The organism is Sphingobium sp. CFD-1 (genome assembly GCF_024611115.1).
Classification (GTDB): Bacteria; Pseudomonadota; Alphaproteobacteria; order Sphingomonadales; family Sphingomonadaceae; genus Sphingobium; species Sphingobium baderi_A.
Genome location: NZ_CP084398.1, coordinates 1,335,295 through 1,361,093 on the forward strand (window position 1 = coordinate 1,335,295; position 25,799 = coordinate 1,361,093).

23 protein-coding genes and 1 pseudogene are annotated in these 25,799 nt (G+C 62.0%); 14 read left to right on the plus strand and 10 right to left on the minus strand.

All coding sequences use genetic code 11. From position 1 onward, the window contains the following. Positions 1 to 56: 56 nt before the first annotated feature. Positions 57 to 1,124, minus strand: coding sequence for a PA0069 family radical SAM protein (locus LDB26_RS06980; RefSeq protein ID WP_257541335.1), 1,068 nt, complete (start codon positions 1,122 to 1,124; stop codon positions 57 to 59). Between the two features lie 83 nt (positions 1,125 to 1,207). On the opposite strand from LDB26_RS06980, the gene LDB26_RS06985 reads away from it, so the two are divergent. Beyond that, positions 1,208 to 1,753, plus strand: coding sequence for a YbjN domain-containing protein (locus LDB26_RS06985; protein WP_257541337.1), 546 nt, complete (start codon positions 1,208 to 1,210; stop codon positions 1,751 to 1,753). 19 nt (positions 1,754 to 1,772) lie between these two features. Here LDB26_RS06985 and moaB read toward each other — a convergent pair whose 3' ends face one another. The 3 genes from moaB to LDB26_RS07000 are packed head-to-tail and all read right to left on the minus strand — an operon-like array spanning position 1,773 to position 4,773. Further along, positions 1,773 to 2,300, minus strand: a complete 528-nt coding sequence (gene moaB / locus LDB26_RS06990; RefSeq protein WP_062065296.1) for a molybdenum cofactor biosynthesis protein B — start codon at positions 2,298 to 2,300, stop codon at positions 1,773 to 1,775. Beyond that, the gene (locus tag LDB26_RS06995; RefSeq protein WP_257541339.1) at positions 2,300 to 4,081 is read right to left on the minus strand and encodes a lytic transglycosylase domain-containing protein; all 1,782 of its coding nucleotides are present in this window, start codon (positions 4,079 to 4,081) and stop codon (positions 2,300 to 2,302) included. The genes moaB and LDB26_RS06995 overlap by 1 nt, the downstream gene beginning before the upstream one ends. Beyond that, a complete protein-coding gene (locus tag LDB26_RS07000; protein WP_257541341.1) occupies positions 4,078 to 4,773 on the minus strand; it encodes a uracil-DNA glycosylase family protein in 696 nt (231 codons plus the stop codon). The genes LDB26_RS06995 and LDB26_RS07000 overlap by 4 nt, the downstream gene beginning before the upstream one ends. A gap of 151 nt (positions 4,774 to 4,924) precedes the next feature. Between LDB26_RS07000 and LDB26_RS07005 the strand changes: the two genes are divergently transcribed. The 8 genes from LDB26_RS07005 to LDB26_RS07040 are packed head-to-tail and all read left to right on the plus strand — an operon-like array spanning position 4,925 to position 14,524. Next, the gene (locus LDB26_RS07005) at positions 4,925 to 6,577 is read left to right on the plus strand and encodes an electron transfer flavoprotein-ubiquinone oxidoreductase (protein ID WP_062065305.1); all 1,653 of its coding nucleotides are present in this window, start codon (positions 4,925 to 4,927) and stop codon (positions 6,575 to 6,577) included. 34 nt (positions 6,578 to 6,611) lie between these two features. Next, positions 6,612 to 8,222: a tetratricopeptide repeat protein gene (locus LDB26_RS07010; RefSeq protein ID WP_257541343.1), complete on the plus strand. Its 1,611-nt coding sequence runs from the start codon at positions 6,612 to 6,614 to the stop codon at positions 8,220 to 8,222. Between the two features lie 31 nt (positions 8,223 to 8,253). Next, complete coding sequence (locus LDB26_RS07015) at positions 8,254 to 9,105, plus strand: 4-(cytidine 5'-diphospho)-2-C-methyl-D-erythritol kinase (protein WP_257541345.1); 852 nt, start codon at positions 8,254 to 8,256, stop codon at positions 9,103 to 9,105. Continuing rightward, positions 9,102 to 9,818, plus strand: a complete 717-nt coding sequence (locus LDB26_RS07020) for an N-formylglutamate amidohydrolase (RefSeq protein ID WP_257541347.1) — start codon at positions 9,102 to 9,104, stop codon at positions 9,816 to 9,818. Before LDB26_RS07015 ends, LDB26_RS07020 begins: the two co-directional genes overlap by 4 nt. A gap of 45 nt (positions 9,819 to 9,863) precedes the next feature. Continuing rightward, entirely contained in the window at positions 9,864 to 11,585 is a 1,722-nt protein-coding gene (gene ilvD, locus LDB26_RS07025) for a dihydroxy-acid dehydratase (protein ID WP_257541349.1), read from the plus strand. Next, entirely contained in the window at positions 11,572 to 11,931 is a 360-nt protein-coding gene (locus LDB26_RS07030; protein ID WP_306812056.1) for a hypothetical protein, read from the plus strand. Before ilvD ends, LDB26_RS07030 begins: the two co-directional genes overlap by 14 nt. A gap of 2 nt (positions 11,932 to 11,933) precedes the next feature. Next, a complete protein-coding gene (locus LDB26_RS07035; RefSeq protein WP_257541354.1) occupies positions 11,934 to 13,322 on the plus strand; it encodes an NAD(P)H-hydrate dehydratase in 1,389 nt (462 codons plus the stop codon). Beyond that, positions 13,319 to 14,524: a class I SAM-dependent RNA methyltransferase gene (locus LDB26_RS07040; protein WP_257541356.1), complete on the plus strand. Its 1,206-nt coding sequence runs from the start codon at positions 13,319 to 13,321 to the stop codon at positions 14,522 to 14,524. The genes LDB26_RS07035 and LDB26_RS07040 overlap by 4 nt, the downstream gene beginning before the upstream one ends. 68 nt (positions 14,525 to 14,592) lie before the next feature. Here LDB26_RS07040 and LDB26_RS07045 read toward each other — a convergent pair whose 3' ends face one another. The 3 genes from LDB26_RS07045 to LDB26_RS07055 form a co-directional block, all read right to left on the minus strand. Further along, complete coding sequence (locus tag LDB26_RS07045; RefSeq protein WP_257541358.1) at positions 14,593 to 15,786, minus strand: type III PLP-dependent enzyme; 1,194 nt, start codon at positions 15,784 to 15,786, stop codon at positions 14,593 to 14,595. A gap of 147 nt (positions 15,787 to 15,933) precedes the next feature. Then, the gene (locus LDB26_RS07050) at positions 15,934 to 17,106 is read right to left on the minus strand and encodes a carboxynorspermidine decarboxylase (RefSeq protein ID WP_257541360.1); all 1,173 of its coding nucleotides are present in this window, start codon (positions 17,104 to 17,106) and stop codon (positions 15,934 to 15,936) included. Between the two features lie 99 nt (positions 17,107 to 17,205). Next, complete coding sequence (locus LDB26_RS07055) at positions 17,206 to 18,411, minus strand: saccharopine dehydrogenase family protein (protein ID WP_257541363.1); 1,206 nt, start codon at positions 18,409 to 18,411, stop codon at positions 17,206 to 17,208. 85 nt (positions 18,412 to 18,496) lie between these two features. On the opposite strand from LDB26_RS07055, the gene LDB26_RS07060 reads away from it, so the two are divergent. Next, on the plus strand, positions 18,497 to 18,955 hold the full coding sequence (locus LDB26_RS07060) for a DUF1801 domain-containing protein (protein WP_257541365.1): 459 nt from the start codon (positions 18,497 to 18,499) through the stop codon (positions 18,953 to 18,955). A gap of 405 nt (positions 18,956 to 19,360) precedes the next feature. On the opposite strand, the pseudogene LDB26_RS07070 reads toward LDB26_RS07060, so the two are convergent. Continuing rightward, positions 19,361 to 19,777 (minus strand): annotated as a pseudogene (locus tag LDB26_RS07070) (DNA ligase-associated DEXH box helicase); the annotation flags it as partial. A gap of 132 nt (positions 19,778 to 19,909) precedes the next feature. On the opposite strand from LDB26_RS07070, the gene LDB26_RS07075 reads away from it, so the two are divergent. Together LDB26_RS07075 and LDB26_RS07080 are read left to right on the plus strand one after the other, a co-directional pair. Beyond that, entirely contained in the window at positions 19,910 to 21,133 is a 1,224-nt protein-coding gene (locus LDB26_RS07075; RefSeq protein ID WP_257541367.1) for a DUF3419 family protein, read from the plus strand. 20 nt (positions 21,134 to 21,153) lie between these two features. Next, on the plus strand, positions 21,154 to 21,777 hold the full coding sequence (locus tag LDB26_RS07080) for a class I SAM-dependent methyltransferase (protein WP_373886190.1): 624 nt from the start codon (positions 21,154 to 21,156) through the stop codon (positions 21,775 to 21,777). Between the two features lie 57 nt (positions 21,778 to 21,834). Here LDB26_RS07080 and hemA read toward each other — a convergent pair whose 3' ends face one another. Next, complete coding sequence (hemA, locus tag LDB26_RS07085; RefSeq protein ID WP_257541371.1) at positions 21,835 to 23,055, minus strand: 5-aminolevulinate synthase; 1,221 nt, start codon at positions 23,053 to 23,055, stop codon at positions 21,835 to 21,837. Positions 23,056 to 23,184: 129 nt separating this feature from the next. Then, the gene (murI, locus tag LDB26_RS07090; RefSeq protein ID WP_257541374.1) at positions 23,185 to 23,988 is read right to left on the minus strand and encodes a glutamate racemase; all 804 of its coding nucleotides are present in this window, start codon (positions 23,986 to 23,988) and stop codon (positions 23,185 to 23,187) included. 130 nt (positions 23,989 to 24,118) lie between these two features. Between murI and plsY the strand changes: the two genes are divergently transcribed. After that, positions 24,119 to 24,718 (plus strand): glycerol-3-phosphate 1-O-acyltransferase PlsY, encoded by a 600-nt coding sequence (gene plsY, locus LDB26_RS07095; protein WP_257542005.1) that lies wholly within the window; start codon positions 24,119 to 24,121, stop codon positions 24,716 to 24,718. Next, positions 24,715 to 25,797 (plus strand): DNA-processing protein DprA, encoded by a 1,083-nt coding sequence (dprA, locus tag LDB26_RS07100; RefSeq protein WP_257541376.1) that lies wholly within the window; start codon positions 24,715 to 24,717, stop codon positions 25,795 to 25,797. The genes plsY and dprA overlap by 4 nt, the downstream gene beginning before the upstream one ends. Positions 25,798 to 25,799: the final 2 nt, after the last annotated feature.

Below are 25,799 nucleotides of genomic sequence, written 5' to 3' on the forward strand. Positions count from 1 at the left end.
TCGAGCGCCCGGCCGATGTGGAAGGGGTGTTGGTGGATGCAAGCATGGGAATTTTCTCAGAAAAGGCGCATTTGCGGTCCTTCCGGGGGTCGGAAAAGATCGGTCCTGACGGTCAGGCGCTCTCCGGTGAGGCCTGCCCGCATCCGTGCCTTGATAAAGCGGGTACGGATCAGATCGGCCCATACGCCCTGGCCGCGCATGCGTGTGCGAAAGTCCGGATCATTATCCCTTCCGCCGCGCATGTCGCGGATGATGGACATCACCTTTCCGGCCCGATCCGGGTAATGCTCATCCAGCCATGCCCTGAATAGAGGTGCGACTTCGTGTGGAAGGCGGATCGGAATGTAGCTGACCTCGCGGGCTCCAGCATCCGCCACCCGCGCGACGAGAGCCTCTATTTCATGATCGGTGATCCCCGGAATGACGGGCGAAATACTGGTAAGAACCGGGATTCCGGCCTCTGCAAGCTGACGGATCGCATCCAGCCGGCGCAGAGGATGGGGCGCCCTAGGCTCAAGCGTGCGCGCCACCAGAGGATCGAGCGACGTGAGCGAAATCGCCACGGAAACCAGCCGGTCGCGCGCCATGTCCGACAACAGGTCAATGTCCCTCAATATGCGGTTCGATTTGGTGGTGATGAACAGCGGATGGCGGCATTCGGCTAACACTTCCAAGCACTGGCGTGTGATCCGCCATTCCCTTTCTATCGGTTGATAGGGGTCGGTGTTGGTGCCCATGGCGATGGGCGCAACCCTATAATTGCTTCGCGACAGTTCCTCTTTCAGCAATTTGGCGGCGTCGGGCTTGGCGAAAAGACACGTTTCGAAATCGAGGCCCGGCGACAGGTCGTGATAGGCATGGCTTGGCCTTGCGAAGCAATAAATGCAGCCATGCTCGCATCCCCGATAGGCATTGATGGACTGGCTGAATGCGATGTCCGGGGAATTGTTTCGAGTAATGATGCGCCGCGCGCGCTCTATCGTTACGCTCGTGCGGCGGTGCGGAGCAAGGCCATCGATTGCGGGCAAGGCATCCAGCCAGTCTCCATCCGCTTCCCGATGGGGAATGTTGAAGCGGCCGCTTGCTTCGTTCCGCGTTGCGCCTCTGCCTTTTTCGCTGGCCATACAGGATTAGAACATAACATGAACAATTTGACAAGCCGTTATCGATGGCGGCACAGGACGGAAAAATCGATGAAGGACCTCAAATGCGCCATATCCTGACGAGCCTTATCCTGACGAGCCTTGCCATTGCAGCCGCTGCCTTTTCCCTGCCCGCTTTCGCGCTGGATGAGGAGCCGTGCGGCAAAAGCATGGTGTGCGCCAGCAATCCGCAATCGGTTGCCGATGGCGTGCAGGCCGCCGGGTATAAGGCTGTCCTGTCGAAAAGCAGCACCACCGGCAATCCGATGATCGAAAGCGCGGCCAACGGTTATAATTATTCGATTTTCTTCTACGAATGCGAAGATGGGAAGAAATGCGGTTCGATCCAGTTCCAGATCAGCTTTGAGGATGATGGCGCGAACACATTGGAACTGGCGAACAAGTGGAACAGCAACAAGCGGTTCAGTCAGATGGCCGTGGCCGACGACAAATCGCTGGCCGTCAGCTATGATGTGGCGACGATCGGGGGCCTCAACCAGAAGAACTTCGCAGATGTGGTCGACTGGTGGGCGCTGATGCTGGGCGAACTGAACAAGTTCTTCAAGGAAAACCCGGCGCCTGCTGCCGCAGCCGAGGCGGCGGTCAAGTAGGCCCGACTGCTGGCCGCTATCAGCGTTCGTTGAGGCGAGGCATCAGTTCCACGAAATTACAGGGACGGAACCGGCTGTCCAACTGGCTTACAAGTATGCCGTCCCAGGCATCCCTGACGGCGCCGGTGGAACCGGGTAGCGCGAAGATATAGGTGCCCCGCGCGACGCAGGCGGTGGCGCGGGACTGGATGGTGGACGTTCCGATCGTCTGATAGCTGAGCCAGCGGAACAGCTCGCCAAAACCGGGAATTTCCTTGTCCTGCACCTGCGCCAGCGCTTCGGGGGTTACGTCCCGTCCGGTCACGCCGGTGCCGCCGGTGGTGATGATGCAGTCGACTTGCGGATCGTCGATCCATGCATGAAGGCGCGCCACGATGGTGGCGCGCTCGTCCTGCTCGATATGGCGAGCGGCGAGGATATGGCCGGCCGCCGCGATCCGTTCGACCAGAGTGTCGCCGGAACGATCCTCCGCCAACGTTCGGCTATCGGAAACAGTCAGGACAGCAATGCGGACCGGCAGGAAGGGCCGGCTTTCATCGATGGACATCAATCGCTGCCGCCCGCTGCGATCAGGCTTTTCCCGTCAACGCGCGTCAGGCGAACCAGCCGGCTTCCCTTGGTGCCGGGGAATGTGGGCCAAAGGCCCTGCGCCATGCCGGTCAGGCACTCCGCCTTGCCCTGCGCCTGGATCTGATACATCCAGTAATTACGCATGACGATGTTCACATAGGCGCGCGTTTCATAATAGGGCAGGGATTCCATGAATAGTAGCGGATCGCCATTGTCCTTCACCTGGACATTCCAGCGCTGCACGGGCAGAGGCCCGGCATTATAGGCGGCCATGACCTTGGGCAGAAGGCCGCCGGTCGCGCTCATGTCGCGCAAGGTTTCCAGATAGCGTTGGCCATATTCCATGTTGGTGGACGGCACGAACAACTGCGCGGGGGAGGATAACCCCATGTCGCTGCCCGTCCCCGGCCGGACCTGCATCAAGCCACGCGCGCCCGCGGAACTGACGGCATCCGCGCGAAAGCCGGATTCCTGAAGTGTGTGGGCAAAGACCAGCGAAGGATCGACGCGCCAGCCGCCATCGGGCTTCCAGTCGGGGGCGGGGAAGCGCGCGAAGCTTTCCGGTTGCTTTCCGGCGGGGCCATTATGGGCAAGCCACAACTGCGTCGCGGGAAGATTGAGGGCGCTAGCCAGACGGAGCAGCGCATCATATTGCGTGGTGCCACCCAGTTTGGCCTGATAGCGCAAGGCTTCATCGGCCTTGTCGGACTGGCCGATGGCCGCAAAGACGATCGCTGCGCGGACATTGGGATTGGCCTTCAACTGCTGCCATTCCGCTTCGCCGAAGCGAACGCCCATCGCCGCGCCGCCCAGCGGTAAGCCCAGCGTCTCGCGGGCAAGAAGGCCATAGAAGGTTTCGTCCGAACGAGCCGCGACCTTGAGCAAATTTTCGACTTTTTCGGGCTGCCCGCAGATCATATAGGCCCGCGCGGCCCAATAGGCGCCCGCCGCGCGCATATCGGCATTGCCCGACAGGGCCGCCACATTCGCAAAAGCAGGTGCGGCGGCGATGCAGTCATTCTGACGCCATGCGGCAAGGCCCGTCGTCCAATGCGCCTGCACCGTCCAGTCGCCGCCCGATCGAACTTCCAGCGCCTTTGCGGCCATGCGCCGGGCGTTCCCGTCGTCGCTTTCGATATAATAGGCCCATGCAACGCGTTGGCGCACTTCGGTCAGCCCTTCGGGCGTCAGGCCCGCTTCGCCGGTGGTGAGCAGTCCTTCCGCTCCGGCCGGATCGTCATTGTTGATGAAGGGCTGGATGCGGCTGGCGAGGCTTTGCGCCAGCAGATCGGTCTTGGTCGCGCGCACATATTCGCGGCGCGGTGCGGAGCCCAGCCAGACCAGCTTCTGGACTTGAGGCAGATCCGGCAGAATGGTCGCGCCACGTTTCTGGGCCAGGCGGGAAAGCTGATCCGCGCGCGGCAACCACGGCGCCTTGTTGAGCAGGTCGAGAAGGTCGAACAGTTCGGCGCGTGGCGAGCCCTTCGCCAGGTAGAGTTCGGCAAGCGCCATGGAACGCATCGGGTCCTGCTGGTCGAGAGTCAGGATCATTGCTTTTGCGTCGATCCATTTCTGGTCCTGAAGCGAGGCGAAAATGGCGCGGTATCGTCCCTTGTCGCCGTCGCTCAATCGAAGCGGGGTGGAATTTATCGGAAGGGCGGCAACCATGGCCGCCGTTTCGGCTTTTACGGGCAGAGCCGTCGCGGCGCCCAGCACCAGAAGGGCCAGGCGGGAAAGGCAGGTGGTGGCGCGAATCACGAACGGCTTTCCTTGATAAGACTTTGCAGAGCGCGCCAACATTCCGCCTTGGCCGCTGGCTGGCCGAGCAGCAGTCGCGGATGAAATGTGGCAATTGCGGGCAGAGTGCCGCCATTATGGTTAAAGAAACGTAAACTATTTGCGCTGTCGCCTGCATCCGACGGCAAAAGGGCACGGGCTGTCCGATCTCCCAGCAGCAACAGTCGCTCCGGGGCGGCAAGCGCGATATGCGCGCGCATCCGTCTGGCGGCGAAGTCAATGTCGCCAGCCTCCACCATGCCGCCGGGAGGGCGCGCGGCGAAGAGCGAGGCGATATAGACATCCGGGCGGCTCATGCCGATGGCTCGCAACATCGCTTCGAGCAGCGTTCCGGCGCGATCCGCAAGCAGGCTGTTCGCGTTCATGTCTGCCGGATCGGGCATATCGGTGACGATCATGAGCGGTGCGGATTGCGGTCCCGCAGGCATGATCGGCGGGGCTGCCCACCGGCGTTCGGGCTGCGTGGCTTCGCTTGCCAGCCAGTCGTGAAATGCCGCGAGCGTCGCCGGCATGGCCGGAACCGGGGCGGCGACGGTGGGCTTTGTGATGGTGACGGGCGCTGGGCGCAGCCAGTGAACGGCAGCTTCGCTCACCGCGCAATCGACCCCCGCTGCTGCCCACCATTCAAGATAGGCATCGGCCGCTGCCGACAAGTTAATCTGCAATGCACCCCGCATAGTTCTTCTAGGGCCAGAGGTTGACGGCGTGGTCAAGAATCTTCATCGCGCTTAATGTCAGAATGTTGGAGTAATGCGGCGACCGGATGAGGGAGGGAAGCCTGCCGGTGTGCCTAATGGAGGGATTATGAGCGAACGGGAATCGATGCCCTATGACATCGTCATCGTCGGTGGCGGGCCTGCCGGCCTGTCTGCCGCGATCCGGCTGAAGCAGTTGGCGAACGATGCGGGCCAGGAACTGGCGGTATGCGTGCTGGAAAAGGGATCGGAAATTGGCGCCCATATCCTGTCCGGCGCGGTCGTCGATCCCAAGGCGCTTGATGAGCTTTTGCCCGAATGGCGGGGTCAGGGTTGCCCGCTGGCCGAAGTGCCGGTGACGGATAACCAGCACTGGTTCCTCACCAAGGGCGGCAAGATGGCGATGCCGCACATCATGACCCCGGGCTGGATGCACAATAAGGGCACTTATACCGGATCGCTGGGCAATCTGTGCCGCTGGCTGGCGGAGCAGGCCGAAGGACTGGGCGTGGAAATCTTCCCCGGCTTCGCGGCGGCAGAAATCCTCTATAATGAGGATGGGTCGGTGAAAGGCGTCGCGACCGGTGACATGGGCATCGATCGTGAAGGCAATCGCAAGTCCGATTATCAGCCGGGTCTGGAACTGCACGCCAAATATACCTTCTTTGCCGAAGGCGCGCGCGGTCATTTGACCAAGATATTGAAGCGTCAGTTCGACCTCGACGCCGACAGCCAGCCGCAGGTCTATGGCCTGGGCATGAAGGAATTGTGGGACATCGACCCCGCCAAGCATAAGCCGGGCCTGGTCATTCACACACAAGGCTGGCCGCTGACGGACGCCTATGGTGGCGGTTTCCTCTACCATCAGGCCAATGGGCAGGTGGCGTTGGGTTTCGTGGTCGGCCTTGGCTACCGCAATCCCTATCTCTATCCGTTCGAGGAATTTCAGCGCTGGAAGCAGCATCCGGAAATCCGCAAATATCTGGAAGGCGGTCGCCGCGTCTCCTATGGCGCGCGCGCGATCAATGAAGGCGGCTGGCAGTCGATTCCGAAGCTGGTATTCCCCGGGGGCGCGTTGATCGGCTGCACGGCGGGCTTCGTAAACGTGCCGCGTATCAAGGGCACCCATACCGCGATGAAGTCGGGCATGCTGGCCGCCGAAGCCGCGTTCGAGGCGATCCAGAACGAACGCGCCCGCGACGTGCTGCACGATTATGAGGACCGCCTTCGGACAAGCTGGATCGCGAAGGAACTGCAACTGGTCAAGAATGCCGAGCCGCTTCTGTCTAAGTTCGGCAACACCATTGGCACGTTGCTGGCGGGCATCGACATGTGGATGCGAACGCTCAAAATCGGCCTGCCTTTCACGATGAAGCACAAGCCGGACAATGAGAAAATCTGGCCCAAGGATTCGTGCCGGAAGATCGATTATCCCAAGCCGGATGGCGTGATCAGCTTCGATCGCCTTTCTTCGGTGTTCCTGTCGAACACCAATCATGAGGAAGATCAGCCGGTTCACTTGCAGCTGAAGGATCCCTCGATTCCGATCAGCTACAACCTGCCCATTTATGACGAACCGGCACAGCGTTATTGTCCTGCTGGCGTTTATGAGGTGGTCGGGCTGGACGAAGGCAATCCTCGTTTCCAGATCAACGCGCAGAATTGCGTCCATTGCAAGACTTGCGACATCAAGGACCCGACCCAGAACATCAACTGGGTCGTGCCGGAAGGCGGCGGAGGGCCGAACTATCCCAACATGTAAGCGCATCATCGCTTTGGGACTGTTGGCGCTGCCGATGACCGCACAGGCATCGGTGGCACCGGACAGCGCATTTCATGCCTATGCGCGCGCGCGGCTTGCCGATGGGGATGGCGCGTCGCCGCTGGCGGTCGAGAATTACCGGCTGGCGCTGGACGAAGATCCGGGGAGCCCGGCCATCGCGCGGCGATCTTATCTGCAGGCGCTGGAAAGCGGCGATCTTCCTCTGGCGTTGCGGTCCGCTCGGTTGCTGGACGCAGAAGGCCTTCTGCCGCGCGATGGCACTTTGTTGCATATTGGCGATGCGCTCAATCGCAAGGATTGGGCGGCAGCCCGGACGTGGACCGACCGAATGGCGGAAGAGGGCAATTTCGCCTTCCTCGCACCCCTTGTGCGAAGCTGGATTAGGCTTGGTGAGGGGAATTACGACCCGCCCATCCTTGTTGCGAAAGACCGCGCCGACATCCTCGCGCGGCGCTATATGGATGAGCAGATTGCCTTGCAGGCGCTGGCGCGGAAGGATGTTCAGGCCGCTCTTCCCGCAATCCGGGCCGCTCTTGCCACCCGGACCAGCGATCAAGATGCGTTGCGCCTGACTTTTGCCGCCCAATTGGCAAGTCAGCGAGCTGCTACACAGGCTCTTGAGCTTCTGCCCGACGATCGAGCCAATTTCGCTCTGGCACGATCGGATATTGAGCAGGGCAGGAGCAGGAAACTACGCCGGGAAGGCGCGCCACTTACGCCCGCGCAAGGTTTTGGGCGGCTGCTGACGCGGCTCGCGGTTGACGCGGCAGCGATGGACGGCGGCGAAGTTCTGTCGATTCGACTAGCGCGTATCGCGACCTTTGCGGATCCAGGCGCGGAAAGCCGGATCGTGATGGCGCGCCTGTTGACCGAGAATGAAAATCCCGCGCTGGGCCTTGCCGAAGCGCGCAAGATTCCCGTGGACAGCTATTATGGTTCGTTGGCGGAAGCGGAACTGATCGACGCATTGGATGGAACAGGGCAGGACGAAGGCGCCATTGCCCTGGCGCGGTCGCAGGCCGCGGCACCGAATGCCGAGGCGGAGCGTTTCGTGCGCCTGGGCAGCTTGCTGGCGGGCGCCAAGGATTTTGGCGGAGCCGCGGAAGCATTCCGCGCCGCGCAAGCCCGCTATCCGGCCGATGTCATGCCCTGGACGCTGCTTCTGTTCGAGGGCAGCGCGCTCGAGCAGGGCAAACGTTGGGATGAAGCGCGGGCGGTATTGGAACGCGCGGCGAAAATCGCACCGAATGAGCCGATGATATTGAATTATCTTGGTTACGCGCAGATCGAGCGGCGTCAGAATGTGGACGAGGCGCTGGCGTTATTGAAAAAGGCCAGCACCCTGAAACCCGACGATCCATCGATCACGGACTCGCTGGGGTGGGCCCAATTCATTGCGGGCAATGTGGAGGCGGCGGTCCCAGTGCTGGAGAAGGCAGCGGCCAGCGCGCCGGGCGATGCGACCATCAATGAGCATCTGGGGGATGCATTATGGGCGGCCGGGCGGCGTTATGAGGCGCGCTATGCATGGAAGGCCGCGGCCACATTCGCCGATGGAGTCGTGGCGGAACGGCTGAAAGCAAAGGCGGAAGAGGGTATGAAGCCCGAATATGCCGCCCCCTGAGTTTGAGATGATTCAAAATATCAATATCGATATGCAAGATACTGAAATTGCTTATGCCAAGATCAATCTGGCGCTGCATATCCGTAGCCGTCGGCCGGACGGCTATCATGCACTGGAAAGTCTTTTCGCCTTCGCGCAGGATGGAGATCGCCTGGACGGTAGGGGCACGGAAAGTGGAGCCATCACGCTCCACACGGACGGGCCATTCGGAACGCAGATTACCCAAGACGCGGACAATCTTGTGGTGAAGGCGGCAGCGGCTCTTCGCAGCCATTTGGGCGAATCCCGCGGAGCGGCCCTGCATTTGACCAAGAATCTGCCAGTGGCATCGGGCATCGGAGGAGGCTCTGCGGATGCCGCGGCGACGCTGCGGCTGCTGATGCGGCTGTGGGATGCGAAGATTGAACGGGCCAAGCTGGAAGAACTGGCTCTGACAATCGGCTCCGACGTTCCCGCCTGTCTGGCCAGTACGACCCGGCTCGTCCGTGGACGCGGTGAATTGCTGGAAGATCATGATCTGCCGGAATTGGCGGGTGCGCCGCTATTGCTGGTCAATCCGGGGGTGGCGCTGTCGACAGGACGTGTATTTGCGGGCTGGGATGGAATGGATCGCGGTGCGTTGGTTGCGGATAACCTGAAGGAACTTTGCGTGGGTGGACGCAATGACCTTGAGCCAGCCGCAAGGCGTGAAGCGCCGGTGATCGCGAACGTCCTCACGCGGTTGGCGCAATGCCAAGGGCAGTTTCTTTCCCGCATGTCGGGATCGGGCGCGACCTGTTTCGCCCTGTTTGAAACGGAAGATACCATGCGCGCGGCTGCACAGGCGTTGCGTGCGGAGTATCCTATATGGTGGATCATGGAAACGCGGATCAGAACGGCATGACCGAAGCCTTTACGCAGATCGACGGCGGCGATCTCAACATTCTCATCGTCGCGGATCATGCATCGGCCCATGTGCCCCGCGACATTGATCTGGGCATCGATCCGGTCTTGCTTAGGGAACATATCGCCGTCGATATCGGCGTGGCCGAAGTCAGCGCGGCAATCGCGCGGCAATTGGGCTGCACGGCTATTCTGGGGGGCGTGTCCCGCCTGGTGATAGATTTCAATCGCGAGGATGACGCGCCGGGCCTGTTGCCGGTAATGAGCGATGGTCATGCAATTCCTGGCAATCGCGATGCGGACGTGATGGAGCGGATGATCCGGTTCCATCATCCCTATCATCATCAACTGAGCCGGTTGCTGAACCGCATGACGTCGCCGTTCATTCTGTCGGTGCATAGCTTCACACCGCGTCTTGCCAGCGATCCGGAGCAGCAGCGGCCATGGGAGATCGGCGTGCTCTATAACGAAGATGATCGTGCTGCACGGATCGCCATCCCACTGTTGGAGGCTGTGGGCCTGAAGGTGGGCGATCAGCAGCCCTATTCGGGTCAACTGCTCAACGCGACGATGAATCGGCATGCGGAAGCCAATGGCATTCCCTATCTCGGTGTCGAAATGCGGCAGGATCTGGTGCGTGACGAAGCGGGTCAGCGGCGCTTTGCGGAAATATTAGGTCAAATTTCACTGAATTGTCATAATATACTTGCGTGAATCACTCCTTTTTGGAAAGAGGCGCGCGCAACAAGGGTAAGTTTTATGTCTCATACATTCGATAAATCGAAGCTGCCGAGCCGTTTTGTCTCCGTTGGTCCGGAACGCGCACCCCATCGCAGCTATTATTACGCGATGGGCCTGACGGAGGAGGAGATCGCTCGTCCCTTCGTCGGCATCGCGTCGGCAGGCAACGATAGCGCGCCCTGCAACACGACACTCGACACGCAGGCCGACTGGTGCCGCAAGGGCGTGAATGAAGCGGGTGGGATGCCACGGCGTTTCAACACCATCACCGTTACCGATGGCATCGCCATGGGGCACCAGGGCATGAAAAGCTCGCTGGTGAGCCGGGAGGTGATTGCGGATTCAGTCGAGCTTTCCGTGCGTGGCCATTGCTATGACGCGCTTGTGACCTTTGCCGGTTGCGACAAGTCGCTGCCTGGCATGATGATGGCGATGCTGCGCCTCAACGTGCCGTCGATCTTCGTCTATGGTGGCTCGATCTTGCCCGGTCGTTATCAGGAGCGCGACCTGACCGTTATCGACGTGTTCGAAGCGGTCGGACGCTATGCAGCCGGGAATTGCCCGCTTTCCGAAGTGACCGCCATCGAAAAGGCCGCCTGTCCCGGCCATGGCGCATGCGGCGGTCAATATACGGCCAACACCATGGCTTGCGTGGGTGAAGCCATCGGCCTGTCATTGCCGAACAGCAACATGGCGCCTGCTCCTTATAAATCGCGTGAGGAAATCGCCGTGGCTGCCGGCCGGCAGGTGATGGAATTGCTGGCGCAGAATATCCGTCCGCGCGACATTTGCACGCGCGATGCTTTTGAAAACGCCGCGCGCATCGTGGCGGCGACCGGCGGCTCGACCAATGGCGCGCTGCATCTGCCCGCCATGGCCAGCGAATGCGGTATCGACTTCGACCTGTTCGATGTGGCGGAAATTTTCAAGACGACGCCCTATATCGCCGATCTGAAGCCCGGCGGCCGCTATGTCGCCAAGGACATGCATGAGGCAGGCGGCATCTACATGCTGATGAAGACATTGCATGCCGAAGGGTTGCTGCATGGCGACTGCCTGACCGTCACCGGTAAGACGCTGGCGGAGAATATCGATGAGGTGACGTGGAATCCTGAACAGAAGGTCATTTATGACGCCAAGACCCCGATCACGCCGACGGGTGGCGTGGTTGGCCTGAAAGGTTCGCTGGCGCCCAATGGCGCGATCGTGAAGGTGGCGGGGATGCACCGCCTGCAATTCAGTGGTCCGGCTCTGGTATTCGAGCGGGAAGAAGATGCCTTCGCTGCCGTCGAAACGGGCGCGATCAAAGAAGGCTCCGTCATCGTCATTCGTTACGAAGGCCCCAAGGGCGGTCCCGGCATGCGTGAAATGCTGGCGACGACAGCCGCGCTTTATGGCCAAGGGCTTGGCGAGAAGGTGGCGCTTATCACCGACGGGCGTTTTTCCGGCGGCACGCGGGGTTTCTGCATTGGCCATGTCGGGCCGGAAGCAGCCGAATGCGGGCCGATCGCTCTGGTCGAAAATGGCGACATCATCGCAATTGATGCGGAGGCTGGCACCATTGACCTTCAGGTGGACGAAGCCATTCTGGCCGAGCGCCGCAAGAACTGGCAGCCACGCCAGAATGATTATCAGTCCGGCGCATTGTGGCGCTATGCACAGAATGTGGGCCCGGCCTACAAGGGAGCGGTAACGCATCCCGGAGCAAAGGCTGAAACCCATGTCTATGCGGATATCTGATGGATTGATCGGGGCGGGGCTTCTGTGCCTCGCCCTTGCAGCCTGTAAGCAGGCGCCGGACGCCGGACTGTCGGCGAATGATGGCGACCGGATCGAATGTGCCTTTGGTGCGAAAGCGGAATGGGCGCGTGACTGCGTGGCGGAACGCCAGGGTGATATGCTGACGCTGCGACATGCCGATGGCGGGTTTCGCCGTTTCACCATCGTCAAGGACGGGCGCGGCCTTGTCCCCGCCGATGGTGCGGAACAGGCAAAGGTTGATATCGTGGGCGATCGCCAGATCGAATTGACGATAGGCGACGCGCGCTACCATATCCCCGCTACCATTGCGGGAGCACCCCGCTGACCATGGCTACGCCTGTCCTGACGGCCGCCGGGATGCGGGCGGCGGAGCAGGCGGTCATCGCTTCGGGTGTGCCTGAATATGAGTTGATGGAGCGTGCGGGCGCTGCCGCTGCCGAGATCATCTGGCGGGCGGGAGGATTGCGTGACACGCTGGTGCTGTGCGGGCCCGGCAATAATGGCGGCGATGGCTTTGTCATCGCGCGGCTTCTGCGCGCGCGGGGCGTGCCGGTGCGTGTTGCGGCGCTGGGGGACAGCAGGACATCGTCCGCTATTCAGGCTCGCGCGGCGTGGGCGGGGCCGGTGGAAGCGTTCAACGACGCGGAGCCTGCCGCGCAACTGGTGGATGCCCTGTTCGGCACGGGCTTGGCGCGTGAACTGGATGATGGGATTGCCGCGCAACTCCATGACCTCGTCGGCATGGCGAGCCACAGCTACGCCATCGATCTGCCTAGCGGCGTGGAAACCGATAGCGGCGCGCTGCTCTCACCCGTTCCGCATTTTGGTATGGGCATCGCGCTGGGCGCGTTGAAACCCGCTCATTTGCTTTTTCCAGCGGCGGACAGGATGACGCGGCTGGTCTGCGCGGATATAGGCATTGCGGCCAACTCTTCCATCTGTCGGCTGGCGCCGCCATCTGTTTATGCTCCCGGCACAGAAGCGCATAAATATAGCCGTGGTCTTGTGGCGGTCGTCGGGGGCGAGATGGCGGGCGCGAGCCTGCTCGCCAGCCATGCAGCGGCCCGTTCCGGCGCGGGCATGGTACGCAGGATCGCCGCCGACGCGTATATCGGAGGACCTGATGCCATCGTCACTGATTTTGCGAAAACCGCGACAGAGGTGGAGCATTCTCTCCAGGACAAGCGGTTGGCGGTGGTTCTGGTCGGTCCTGGACTGGGACGAAATAAAGATGCCCAAGCACGTCTGGATGTGGTTCTGAAAAGCGGTCATCCGCTGGTTCTGGATGCGGATGCGCTCAATATATTGGGGGAAATAGGCATCGCTCATTTGCCCCAGCAAGCGATTCTGACGCCCCATGAAGCGGAGTTTACCCGGTTGTTTGACCAATTGCCCGGTAGCAAGATTGATCGGGCATTGGATGCGGCGCGCCGATCACGCTGCGTGGTGGTGTATAAAGGTGCCGGCACTGTCATTGCCGCACCGGACGGACGCGCTGCCGTTGCAAGCCATGGTTCATCCTGGCTCTCCACGGCGGGGACGGGTGATGTTCTGGCGGGCATCGTCGCGAGCAGGCTGGCCGTCATGCGAGACGGATTCCAAGCCGCATGCGAGGCTGTCTGGCTGCATGGCGAAGCCGCTCGCCGAGCGGGCGCGGCCTTCATCGCGGACGATTTGATCGAACGGCTCCCAGAGGCTATTGCCAGCCGCCTGTGACCCAAGACAACGACCTTATCATCCGCATCGCCGCGAAGGGCGATGGCGTGACCGCCGATGGCCGCCATGTGCCGCTTGCCGCACCGGGAGATCGTATGGAGGCGGGCGGCGGTGTTCAGTTCGGCCCGCATCATGTCGACCCGCTTTGCCGTCATTTCCCTGTTTGCGGCGGATGCGAACTCCAACATATCGACGATGAAAGCTATGCGGATTTCGTCGCGGCGCGGGTCATGGGGGCATTGGCGGGGCAAGGCGTTGATGCGCTCAAAGTCCTGCCTCCGCATATTTCGCCACCCCGGACTCGCCGCAGGGCTTCCTTGCGCGCCGCGTGTCAGGGCAAGAAGGTTGCGATCGGCTTTGCGGAGGCGGGAAGCCATAGCCTGATCGATCTGTCGATGTGTGAAGTGCTGGACCCGCGCCTGTTTGGACTTCTGGAGCCGCTTCGGCCGCTATTGGCGCGCATCCTGCCCGACCGGCGGTCCGCTCATGTGCGTATGTCGATGACGGATCAGGGCGTCGATCTGCTTCTGGAAGGCGTGACGATCGAAGGCCTCGCCGCAGACGAGGCTTTGCGGGATTTTGCTGCCGCGCAGGGGCTTGCACGATTGACGGTCGATGAAGGTCATGGAGCCGAAACGCGCTGGGAGCCGGAACCTGTGACCGTCAGCTTTGGCGGCGTAGCGGTCGGTTTTCCGCCTTTCGCCTTTCTTCAAGCGACTCCCGATGGAGAAGCCGCGCTGGTCGAAGCGGCACGCTCCGCCCTGCCCCCGCAAGGGGCTGTGGCTGATCTTTTCTGCGGTCTTGGCACCTTTGCTCTGGCTGTGGTGGAGGGGCGCCCGGTTTATGCGGCGGAAGCGGCCCGCGATTTGATCCTGTCGCTCAAGGCCGCTGCGGGCAGGAGCCAGAGAAGGCTGGCGGCCGACCATCGCGATCTGTTTCGGCGGCCACTGACGCCGCAGGAACTCGACCGTTTTGCCGCCGTCATCATTGATCCCCCCCGTGCAGGCGCTCGGGAACAGGTGTTGCAAATCGCTGCATCCAACGTTGTATCGGTCGCTTATATCTCCTGTAATCCCGCCAGCTTCGCGCGCGACGCCGCCCTTATGGTTGCAGGCGGCTATGTGCTGGAAAGCGTGAGACCAGTCGGTCAGTTCCGTTGGTCGACCCATGTTGAACTGGCGGGCATTTTTCGCCGTCTTTGAAATGTCCCTCGCCACCGGGGAAGCGACGAGGGACAGGCACCCTCTCCAAGGGGGGAGCGGCCCCCCGTTTAACCGAGCTTGATGACAGTTGCGCGACGGCGCGCCGGAACGGGATCGGCGTAAAGGCTGGCCATCGGCTCATCCTCCACTTCGATGACGGCTTCCGAGGTAAAGCCGTTGAAACCGGTCCGCATCGCCGCGCCATAGGCGCCCAGCATCCCGATTTCGATATAGTCGCCCGCAGCCACGTCTTCGGGCAGCAGGAACGGGCCGGCCATATGATCCATGTCGTCGCAGGTCGGGCCGTAGAAGGAGAATCCGGTCAGTTCCTCATCGCTTTCCTCGTCGCGCAGTAACGCTACGGGGAAGCGCCAGCCGATATGCGCCGCATCGAACAGCGCGCCATAGGCGCCGTCGTTGATGTACAGTTCCTTGCCGCGCCGGCGTTCCACACGCACGATGACGGAACTATATTCGGCGGACAGGGCGCGGCCCGGCTCACACCATAGTTCTGCGGAATAGCTGATCGGCAGGCTTTCGAAGCCGCGATGGATCGCATCGAAATAGGCTTCCAGCGCAGGGGGTTCCATGCCCGGATAGACCGAAGGGAAACCGCCGCCCACATCGATGATGTCGACCGTGACGGACGCCTCGACGATGGCTGCGCGCACGCGTTCGATGGCGTCGCTATACGCTTGCGGGCTCATCGCCTGGCTGCCGACATGGAAGCAGATGCCGAGCGCATCGGCCGCCTGACGGGTGGCCATCAGAAGTTCGCTCGTTTCCGAGAGTTCCGCGCCGAATTTGGATGCAAGGCTCAGCTCGGAATGTTCCGACGACACGCGCAGACGCACGCACAGTTCCAGATCGGTGGCATCGCCGGTTGCGCGCATGATCTTTTCCAGCTCGTCCATCGTGTCGAGCGAGAAGGTACGCACCCCATGAACATGATAGGCTTCGGCGATTGCTTCCTCGGCCTTGACCGGGTGCATGAAGCAGAGCTTCGCCTGACCGTTCAGCGTTTCGGCGACAAGGCGCACTTCCGCGATGGAGGCCACGTCGAAATGCGTGATCCCCGAAGCAAACAGCGTACGGATCAGATCGGGAGACGGATTCGCCTTGACCGCGTAAAGCGAGCGCCCCGGAAACTTCTCTGTAAAGAAGCGGGCGGCCCGGGCTGCTGCCTGGGGACGAATAAGCGTTACCGGTGCTGCCGGTTTGAGGGCGCTTGCTACCCCCAGCGCGCTATGGTGCTTGTGCAACTCAAGGGACCTCCAGTGGTGTCGTGGCAATCAAGCTGCCTTGCGGTGGAAGTCCCATGGGGCAGCGGAAGGGCGATATATGCCGAGGCTTCCCCCCTGTAAAGCGCATGCGTGAATTTTATTGCGCGGAAGGCTGTGAAACGTGCTTCAGGAAAGACGGCTCTTGAAGTCTTCATAAGAAAATCGGCGGATTTCCTTGAGTTCGTTGGTTTCCGAGTTCCAGAGCCAGATGGCGGGCAGGGGCACGCCGTTGAAGCTGTTGGTCTTGACCATCGAATAATGCGCCTGGTCGAGAAAGGCGATGCGCCGCCCCGGAGTCGCACCGCCGGGGACTCGATAGTCGCCGATGATGTCGCCCGCGAGGCAGGAGGGACCGCCGAGTCTGGTGGCGGGGCCGTTCATTGCCTCGTGGAGCATGGCGGGGCGATAGGGGGCTTCGATCACGTCAGGCATGTGGCAGGTCGCGGAAATGTCGGTGATGGCGACGGGCATCCCGTTGTCGATGACGTCGAGCACTTCGCCGATGAGAATGCCGGCGTCGAGGGCCACCGCCTCGCCAGGCTCTATATAAAGCTCCAGACCCGTTTTTTCACGGATGCCGCGCAGGAATGCGATCAGCGCGTCCCGCTGATAATCGGTGCGGGTGATGTGGTGGCCTCCGCCGAAATTCAGCCATTTGAGGTTGTCGATATGGGGAAGGATTCGTGATCCTATGGCTGCCCAGGTGCGTTCCAGCGGCAGGAAATCCTGTTCGCACAGGGAGTGGAAATGGAGGCCGCAGACGCCCTCCAGATGCTCCGCCCTGAGCTGGTCGATGGGGAAGCCGAGGCGGCTGTGCGGCTGGCAGGGGTCGTATTTGGCGACCTCTCCTTCCGCGTGGAGCGGGTTGACGCGCAGGCCGATGTCGAATTGCAGTCCCTCGGCCCTGGCTGCATCGATGATCGGGCGGAAGCGGGCGATCTGGCCGGGGCTGTTGAAGATCACATGATCCGAAAGGCGCAGGATTTCCGGGAGATCCTCCGCCTTGTAGGCGGCGCAATAGGTGGCGACTTCACCGCCATATTCTTCGCGGCCGAGGCGCGCTTCATAAAGGCCGGACGCGCATACGCCATCCAGATATTCCGCGACGACACTGCCCAGCGACCACATGGAGAAAGCCTTGAGCGCACCCAGAACCTTGATCCCCGCGCGCTCGCCAATGTCGGCGAGGATCGACAGGTTGCGACGAATCGCAGCCTCGTCCACCACGAAGGCGGGCGAGGGAACGCGGTTCAGGTCGAAATGCGCGAAGGCAGCGGGATCGCCGGCTTTTGTGTCCATCTTTGTCCGATTCCGTTCGCGTCGAGCCTGTGGAACGCGATTTTTCGATAAGAAAGTAGAGGGCTTCGACAGGTTCAGCCCGAACGGCTTCGAGTTGATTTAGAAGTCCAGCGGCGCGTCCAGTTCCTTCACCTGCCAGGGCAAGCCGTGCTGGTTCAGCATGTCCATGAAGGGGTCGGGATCGAACTGTTCGATGTTGAACACCCCCTCACCCTTCCAGGAGCCCGTCAGCATCATCGCCGCGCCGATCATCGCGGGCACGCCGGTAGTGTAGCTGACTGCCTGGTTGCCGGTTTCGGCATAGGCATCCTCATGATCGCAGACATTATAGACATAGACGGTCTTGGGCTTCCCGTCCTTCTCGCCGGTCGCGATGTCGCCGATGTTGGTCTTGCCCTTGGTGGTGGAGCCCAGGCTCGACGGTTCGGGCAGGACGGCTTTGAGGAACTGGAGCGGGATAATCTCCTTGCCTTCATAGATCACCGGTTCGATGCGGGTCATGCCGACATTCTGGAGCACTTCGAGATGCTTCAAATAGGCGTCACCGAAAGTCATCCAGAAGCGGATGCGCTTGATTTCCGGGTAGAATTTGGCGAGGGATTCCAGTTCCTCATGATACATGAGGTACATGTTCTTCTCACCCACCTGATCGAAGTCGAACGCCTGCTTGTGGCTGAGTGCGGGGCCTTCGACCCATTTGCCGCCCTCCCAATGGCGCGAGGGGGCGGTAACTTCGCGGATGTTGATTTCCGGGTTGAAGTTGGTCGCGAAGTGCTGGCCATGGTCGCCGCCATTGCAGTCGAGAATGTCGAGCGTGTCGATCCGGTCGAGCAGATGCTTCCTGATGTAGGAGGCAAAGACGCTGGTGACGCCGGGGTCGAAGCCCGAACCCAGCAGCGCCATGATCCCGGCTTCCTTGAAGCGGTCCTGATAGGCCCATTGCCAGCCATATTCGAATTTGGGCGTGTCGCGCGGTTCGTAATTGGCGGTGTCGAGATAATCCACCCTGGTCGCGAGGCAGGCATCCATGATGTTGAGGTCCTGATAGGGCAGGGCCAGATTGACGACCAGCTTGGGCTGGACCTTTTCGATGAGGGCGATGGTGGCGGCGACATCATCGGCGTCGACCTGCGCCACATCGATGGTGACGCCGGTGCGGGCCTTGACCGATTCGGCGACCTTCTCACAACTCACGATGCGGCGGCTGGCCAGGGTGATATGCGAGAATATCTCCGGGTTCATCGCCATCTTGTGAACCGCGACAGACCCGACGCCGCCCGCGCCAATGACCAGAACCTTGCTCAATTTCGTCTCCATGACCTGACCGCGCGTGGCACGCGAAAGCGCCCATATAGGGGCTGTGCATGACAGCGCAAAGTCAGTCTGTGGGATGGGTGCGCGGATCATGGTATGGCGGGGCAAGGAGGAGAGCGAATGGCCAACCACATGTCTTCCGAACCGCGGCAGCGGCAATCCACAAATCCCCAAAGGGGACGGCGATGCGCCGGTGCAGGGCTATATCGCCGCCATGCCGGGCTGGAAAAGCGAAGCGGGGCGTTGGCTGGACGATCTGATCGTTCGCGCCATGCCTAATGCGCGCAAGGCGGTGAAGTGGAACTCGCCCTTCTACGGTGTGGAGGGGAATGGGTGGTTCCTGAGCTATCATTGCATGACGCGCTACATCAAGCTGGCCTTCTTCAGCGGCGCGCGGCTCGATCCTCTGCCGCCCGTGACGTCGAAGAACGCCGATACGCGTTATGTGCATATCTTCGAGGACGAGCGGCCGGATGAGGCGCTGATGGTAAGCTGGATCAGGCAGGCGGCGGGCCTGCCGGGGTGGATGAGCTAGGGCGTACCGTCAGAAACTGGCGCCGTCGACCCTGTTGATTTTCAGCGTATCGATGTCGACCTCCGGTACGCAGCGCAGGTTGATGGTGCGTATCGGGCCGTCGGGGGACTTGCCTTCAGCGAAGGACTGCGTGCCGCAGATGGCGCAGAAGCGGTGCGTGATCTTGTGCTTGTAGAATTGATAGTCGGTCAGCTTGTCCGCGCCGCTGTCGAGCGTGAACTGGTCGGCGGGCACGAAGGTGAGAACGAAACCCTTGCGGCTGCAATGGGAGCAATTGAAACTCATCGCTTCGCTGGGCGCGTCGGCGGCGATGGTGAAGGTGACAGCGCCGCAGTGGCAGCTTCCGGTGTAGGGCATGGTGGGCTCCTTAGTAGGTGGGATCGTCCGCCCCGGAACGATGAACTCGTGGAGCGTGTCGAGCAGCCGGTCGATCTCGCTGCCCCTAGCGGGATAGCGGAACATGGGGAGGGCGAAGCTCGCCTCCGTCACGAAGATGTCGCAGGGCACCGGCTCGAAGGGGAGGCAGGTCGGATCGGCGTTGAGCCCAGAACATGTCCGGCGGGGACATAACGGATCGTGACGCCGCCCAGCCGGAATGGCTCGCTATAACCGACGGCCGTGTCCCAAGCCATGCCATGGCGAAGCGCCATGATGGCGAGCGTTTCGCGGGTGGCCCAGACATGGCCGCGCGCCCCCTCCGCGCACATGATGGGCGTGACCGTGCGTGACGGACGCTCTTTCCCGAGGGACGGAAGGATCGATCCATGCATCGGCAGGGCGCATATAGATGCCGGTTGGCCAGGGTTCGATCCAGTGGGACATGAGCCAAGAAGATGGGGAATGGCCCATCGGTTCCACAGGGGGTTCACGGAACCGCAATCCCCGCGTCATTTCGCTGACATGCCGCTGTCCTAGGGCGCGCTCAGACCCCGCTTGGGAACGGAAAGGCGCAACATGACATCATCGGCGCATCAACGAGTGACAAAGGCCGTGCACCGGCACCGCCATCTTTCAAGGCAGGGATTGCTGGAGCGGGCATTTACCTTCGCCTTTCGCGGGCTGGTCTATGCCCAGATATGGGAAGATCCGATCGTGGATATGGAGGCGCTGGAGATTATGCCGGACAGCCATGTCGTCACCATCGCGTCGGGCGGCTGCAATGTGTTGAGCTATCTGACGGCCAATCCGGCGAAGATTACGGCAGTTGATCTCAATACCGCGCATATCGCCCTCAACAGGTTGAAGCTAACGGCGGCGAGAACATTGCCGGATCATGCCAGCTTCCACCGCTTCTTCGCGCAGGCCGACAGCAGGGATAATGTCACGGCCTACCGCCAGTTCGTTGCGCCGCATCTGGATGAAGCGACGCGCCGTTACTGGGAGGGGCGCGACATCATGGGGCGGCGGCGGATCGGCGGTTTTGCGCGGGGCATATATAAGCACGGCCTGCTTGGCCGGTTCATTGGCGCGGCGCATCTGCTGGCGCGCCTGCACGGCGTCGATCCACGGCGGATGCTGGACGCGCAATCGCGGGACGAGCAGCGCGCGATTTTCGAAGCCGAGCTGGCTCCGGTATTCGACAGGGCTTTCATCCGCTGGCTTACCAATCAGCCTGCCTCGCTCTTTGGCCTTGGCATTCCGCCCGCGCAGTTCGAGGCGTTGGCCGGGGAGGAGCGGATGAACGGCGTTCTCAAGGCGCGGCTGGAAAAGCTGGCCTGCGACTTCGACCTGAAGGATAATTATTTCGCGGTGCAGGCGTTCGGACGAGGATATGCCGGGGGTGAAGGGGCGCTGCCGCCTTATCTTCAGGCCGCGAACCATGGGTCGGTGGTCGAGCGCGTCGACCGGGTCGATGTGCGGCATGTGAACTTCACCGACTTCCTCGCCAGCCAGCCGGCGGCATCGGCTGACCGATATGTGCTGCTGGATGCACAGGATTGGATGAACAACGACCAGTTGAACGCGCTCTGGGCGCAGATCGCCCGGACGGCGCGGCCCGGTGCGCGCGTCCTGTTCCGCACGGCGGGTGAGGCGAGTATCCTGCCGGGCCGCGTCAGCGAAGCCATCCTCTCTCATTGGTCCTATCGCACCCAATCGTCGCAAGGCTATACGGCGCGCGACCGGTCGGCCATTTACGGCGGCGTGCATCTCTATTGCCTCAAGGGAGACGATACGTGAGCGGGTCCCACGATCGGCTGATGGACAGCGTCTATCGGCGTCAACGGCATATCTATGATCTCAGCCGTAAATATTATCTGCTGGGGCGCGATAGCCTGATCGCCGATCTCGCGCCGCCGGCGGGAGGCGCGGTACTGGAAATCGGCTGCGGCACGGGGCGGAACCTGATCGCGGTTGGCAAGACCTGGCCGAAAGCCCGTCTTTATGGCGTCGATATTTCCGAAGCGATGCTGCAAACCGCGCACGGTTCCATGGTCAGGGCGAACATGGCAAGCCGGGTCGTGCTGGCGCAGGGCGATGCCTGCTCCTTCGATGCGGAGGCGCTGTTTGGCCGCGCGACGTTTGAGCGGGTGTTCATCAGCTACGCCCTGTCGATGATTCCCGATTGGCGTAAGGCGTTGGCCCATGCAGCGCGTCATATCGCGCCCGGCGGACGGCTGGAGATCGTCGATTTCGGCCAGCAGGAAGGGTTGCCGAGCGTCTGGCGGCGCGGGCTGTTCGGGTGGCTGGCGCGCTTTCATGTGTCGCCCCGCGCGGAGCTGCCGACCGCGATCAGGGCATTGGCTGCGGACACTGGCGGTTTTCCGCACAGCCGGACACTTTATCGCGGCTATGCGGTCAGGGGCGGGCTTATCCGGGTTTGAAGAGGTTCCAGGCGGTTTCCCGACTTCGCTCGAAACGAACGGCTGTCCGCTTGATCCTCAGGCGGCCTTGCGGAATTCCAGTTCCAGACGATCCCAAATTTCGACCAGCGCATTCACCAGATCGCGCATCATGCCTTCATCATGCGTCGGGCCGGGCGTGAAGCGCAGGCGCTCGGTGCCGCGCGGCACGGTCGGATAATTGATCGGCTGCACATAGGCGCCATATTCGGCGAGCAATATGTCGCTGATCCGCTTGGCCTTGACCGGATCGCCGACCATCAGCGGCACGATATGCGTGACCGACGGCATGACCGGCAGGCCCGCGTCGCGCATCATCTGCTTGAGCTTCGCCGCGGCGGCCTGCTGTCCTTCGCGCTCCTCGCTCGATTGCTTGAGGTGGCGCACGCTCGCCAACACACCCGCGACCAGAACCGGCGACAGGGACGTGGTGAAGATGAAGCCGGGCGCATAGCTGCGGATGACGTCGACGATCATCTGGTCGGCGGCGATATAGCCGCCCATGACGCCGAACGCCTTGCCAAGCGTGCCTTCGATGATGGTCAGGCGGTCCGCGACTTCATCCCGTTCGGAAATGCCGCCGCCGCGCGCACCATACATGCCGACCGCATGAACTTCGTCCAGATAGGTGAGCGCATTGAATTCGTCCGCGAGGTCACAGATCGCCGCGATAGGCGCGATGTCGCCGTCCATCGAATAGACGCTTTCGAACGCGATCAGCTTGGGCACGTCGGGATCTTCCGCCGTCAGCAGTTCGCGTAGATGATCGACGTCGTTATGACGGAAAACGCGCTTTTCGCAGCCCGAATTGCGGATGCCCGCGATCATGGATGCGTGGTTCAATTCATCCGAGAAGATGATGCAGCCCGGCAGCAACTTGGCGAGCGTGGACAGCGTCGCTTCATTCGACACGTAGCCGGAGGTGAAGATCAGCGCGCCTTCCTTGCCGTGCAGATCGGCCAGCTCGGCTTCAAGGTCGATATGATAATGGGTGTTGCCACCGATATTGCGGGTGCCGCCTGATCCCGCACCGACATCGTGCAGCGCTTCTTCCATCGCGGCGACGACCTTGGGATGCTGTCCCATGGAGAGATAATCGTTGGAGCACCAGACGGTGATTGGCTTCGGACCGTTATGGCCATGGAAGCAGCGGGCATTGGGAAAGGCGCCCCTGTTACGCAGGATGTCGATGAAAACCCGGTAGCGGCCCTCTTCATGGAGCCGGTCGATTGCCTGCGCGAAAATATGCTTGTAGTTCACGAAAAGCCCTATCCCTTTGGCTCGCATCCTCTCGTTGCGCGCATTTAACCGCTCCGAGCCGTCATTACCAGCGATAACCGTTCGCAAATATAGGCGGAAAAACCGATCATCGAAATCGGACTTTTTGTCCTAGAGGGCATCGATCCGTTCAAGACCATATTGGCGCAACGCATCCTGCAAGGCGTGAACATCGCCGTCCACCCGCGTAAACACCGCCGTGCCGGGCGAGGGTACGGCGGGCCAGGGCTGTCCCTGCGTCAGATAAGCGATTCGCCGGGCGATGCCCTCACCGCCGTGCACGAAACGCAGTGGACGGGGCGCTGCGACGGCAAGCTCCGCCTGCACGAGGGGAAAATGCGTGCATGCCAGGACGACGACATCCATCCGATCGCCGCCGGGTTGGTCCAGCAAACCGGACAGCGCGTCGCGGGCGATGGTGGGATCGAGCGGCTCGCCCCGCAATTTCGCTTCGGCAAGTTGCACCAGCGCCGCGGAGCCGTGACGCAGCACCAGGCAATCACTTCCGTGTTCCGCCGCCAGTCGGTCGACATAGGGCTGCCGCACGGTCGCATCCGTGCCGAGCACGCCAAACACCCGGCTTTTCGATAACAGGGCGGCGGGTTTGATCGCGGGCACGGTGCCGACGACCTGAATATCCAGTGCGGCGCGCACGGCTGACAGGGCGATGGTGGAAGCCGTGTTGCAGGCGATCACAGCCAGACGGGGGCGGTAGCGTTCCACCAGCCGCCCAAGCAGCGCGGGGACACGCGCGGCGATTTCCGCCTCGCTCTTGGTGCCATAGGGGAAACCAGCGCTGTCGGCGGCATAGATGACCGGCGCAGTCGGAAGCAGCTCTCTGGCCGGGCCGAGGATGGACAGTCCGCCGACGCCGGAATCGAAGAACAACAAGGGGGCGGTGGATGCGACCTTCATGGATGCCCGTATCTCGCCGCGCGCTGGCTGCCTGTCAACCGGGGAGGAAGGCGGGCGGCGGCAACCTTCGTCATTGCCGGATGCGACGGGAACGCTATGGTCGCGCCCGCAACTCCTGTTCGGTGAGATCATGACAGTTCCCTGGCTCCTTCCTGCTCTCGTCCTGTTGATCGGTTATCTTCTGGGTTCGATCCCCTTTGGCCTGCTGCTGACGAAAGCGACCGGCGCGGGCGATCTGCGGCAGATCGGATCAGGGAATATCGGGGCGACCAATGTGCTGCGGACCGGACGCAAGGGACTGGCGGCGGCGACGCTGCTGCTCGACCTTGCCAAAGGCGCAGCGGCGGTGCTGATCGGCGAATCGCTGGTCGGTGGGGGCGGCGCGATGGCGGGGGCGATGGCCTTTATCGGGCATTGCTATCCGGTGTGGCTGCGCTTTGCAGGCGGTAAGGGCGTCGCGACCATGATGGGCGTGGTGACAGCACTTTACTGGCCCGCGGGCATCGTGTTTGCGCTGGTGTGGCTGGCCGCGCTGCTGGGCACGCGATGGTCTTCGGTGGGCGGAATGACGGCGGCGGTCAGCGCGCCTATTGCGGTGGGGGCGATGGGGCGCTTCGATCTGTTGCCCGTCACGCTGGCGCTGGCGTTGATTGTGCTGTGGCGGCATCGCGCCAATATCTCGCGCCTCGCAAGCGGGACGGAACCGAAGATCGGGGCGTCCAAAGGGTGAGCGAACAGGAACGGTTTGACCGTCTGCGCCTGATCCGCTCGCCCCGGATTGGCCCGGTCAGCTTTCGCCAGCTTATGGCGCGGTTTGGAACGGCGGGTGAAGCGTTGCGCGCGGTGCCCGATCTCGCGGCGCGTGGCGGCGGCAAGGGACAGGTCGCCGATACGCGGACTGTGGAGGCGGAAATCGCCCGGAGCCGTTCTCTGGGTGCACGCTATCTGCTGATGGGCGATGCCGATTATCCCACTCTGCTGGACCAGATGGAGGGCGCGCCGCCCGCCCTGATCGTGAAGGGGGATGTAGGCTTGGCCGTGCGGCAATGTGTCGCGATAGTGGGGGCGCGTAACGCTTCGGCGGCGGCTTGCCGGTTCGCCCGGACGCTGGCCCAGGAACTGGGGCAGGCGGGCGCGGTGGTCGTTTCGGGGCTGGCGCGGGGCATCGATACGGCCGCGCATCAGGGATCGATAGCGAGCGGGACGATCGGGGTGATCGCCAGCGGCATTGACATCGGTTTCCCTCCGGAAAACGCCATGCTTCAGGAACAGGTGGCGCAGGACGGCCTGCTCGTCACCGAGCATCCGCCCGGCACCCAGCCGCTCGCCCGTCATTTTCCGGCGCGCAATCGCATCATCGCAGGGCTGGCGGCGGGAACCGTGGTGGTGGAGGCGGCGCCGAAATCGGGATCGCTCATCACCGCGCGACTGGCGGGAGAGGCGGGGAGGGAGGTCATGGCCGTGCCTGGATCGCCGCTCGATCCGCGTGCACAGGGCTGCAACCAACTGATCCGTGAGGGCGCGATCCTGATCCAGAATGCGGCTGATGTGATGGAAGCCATCGGCTCCCTCGACCCGCGCATGGTGCGGCAGGCGCGGATGGATTTTCTTGCCGAGCCGGCAAGCAGCGATGTCACGGAACAAGAGCGTGCCGCCATCGTCATCCTGTTGGGACCAGCGCCCGCGCCCGTGGATGAGATTGTGCGGCTTTGCGGTCTTGCTCCCTCTGTGGTGCAGACCGTGCTTCTGGAGCTGGAACTGGCCGATCGTCTGGACCGTCATGCAGGCGGCCGCGTCAGCCTTCGGTGATG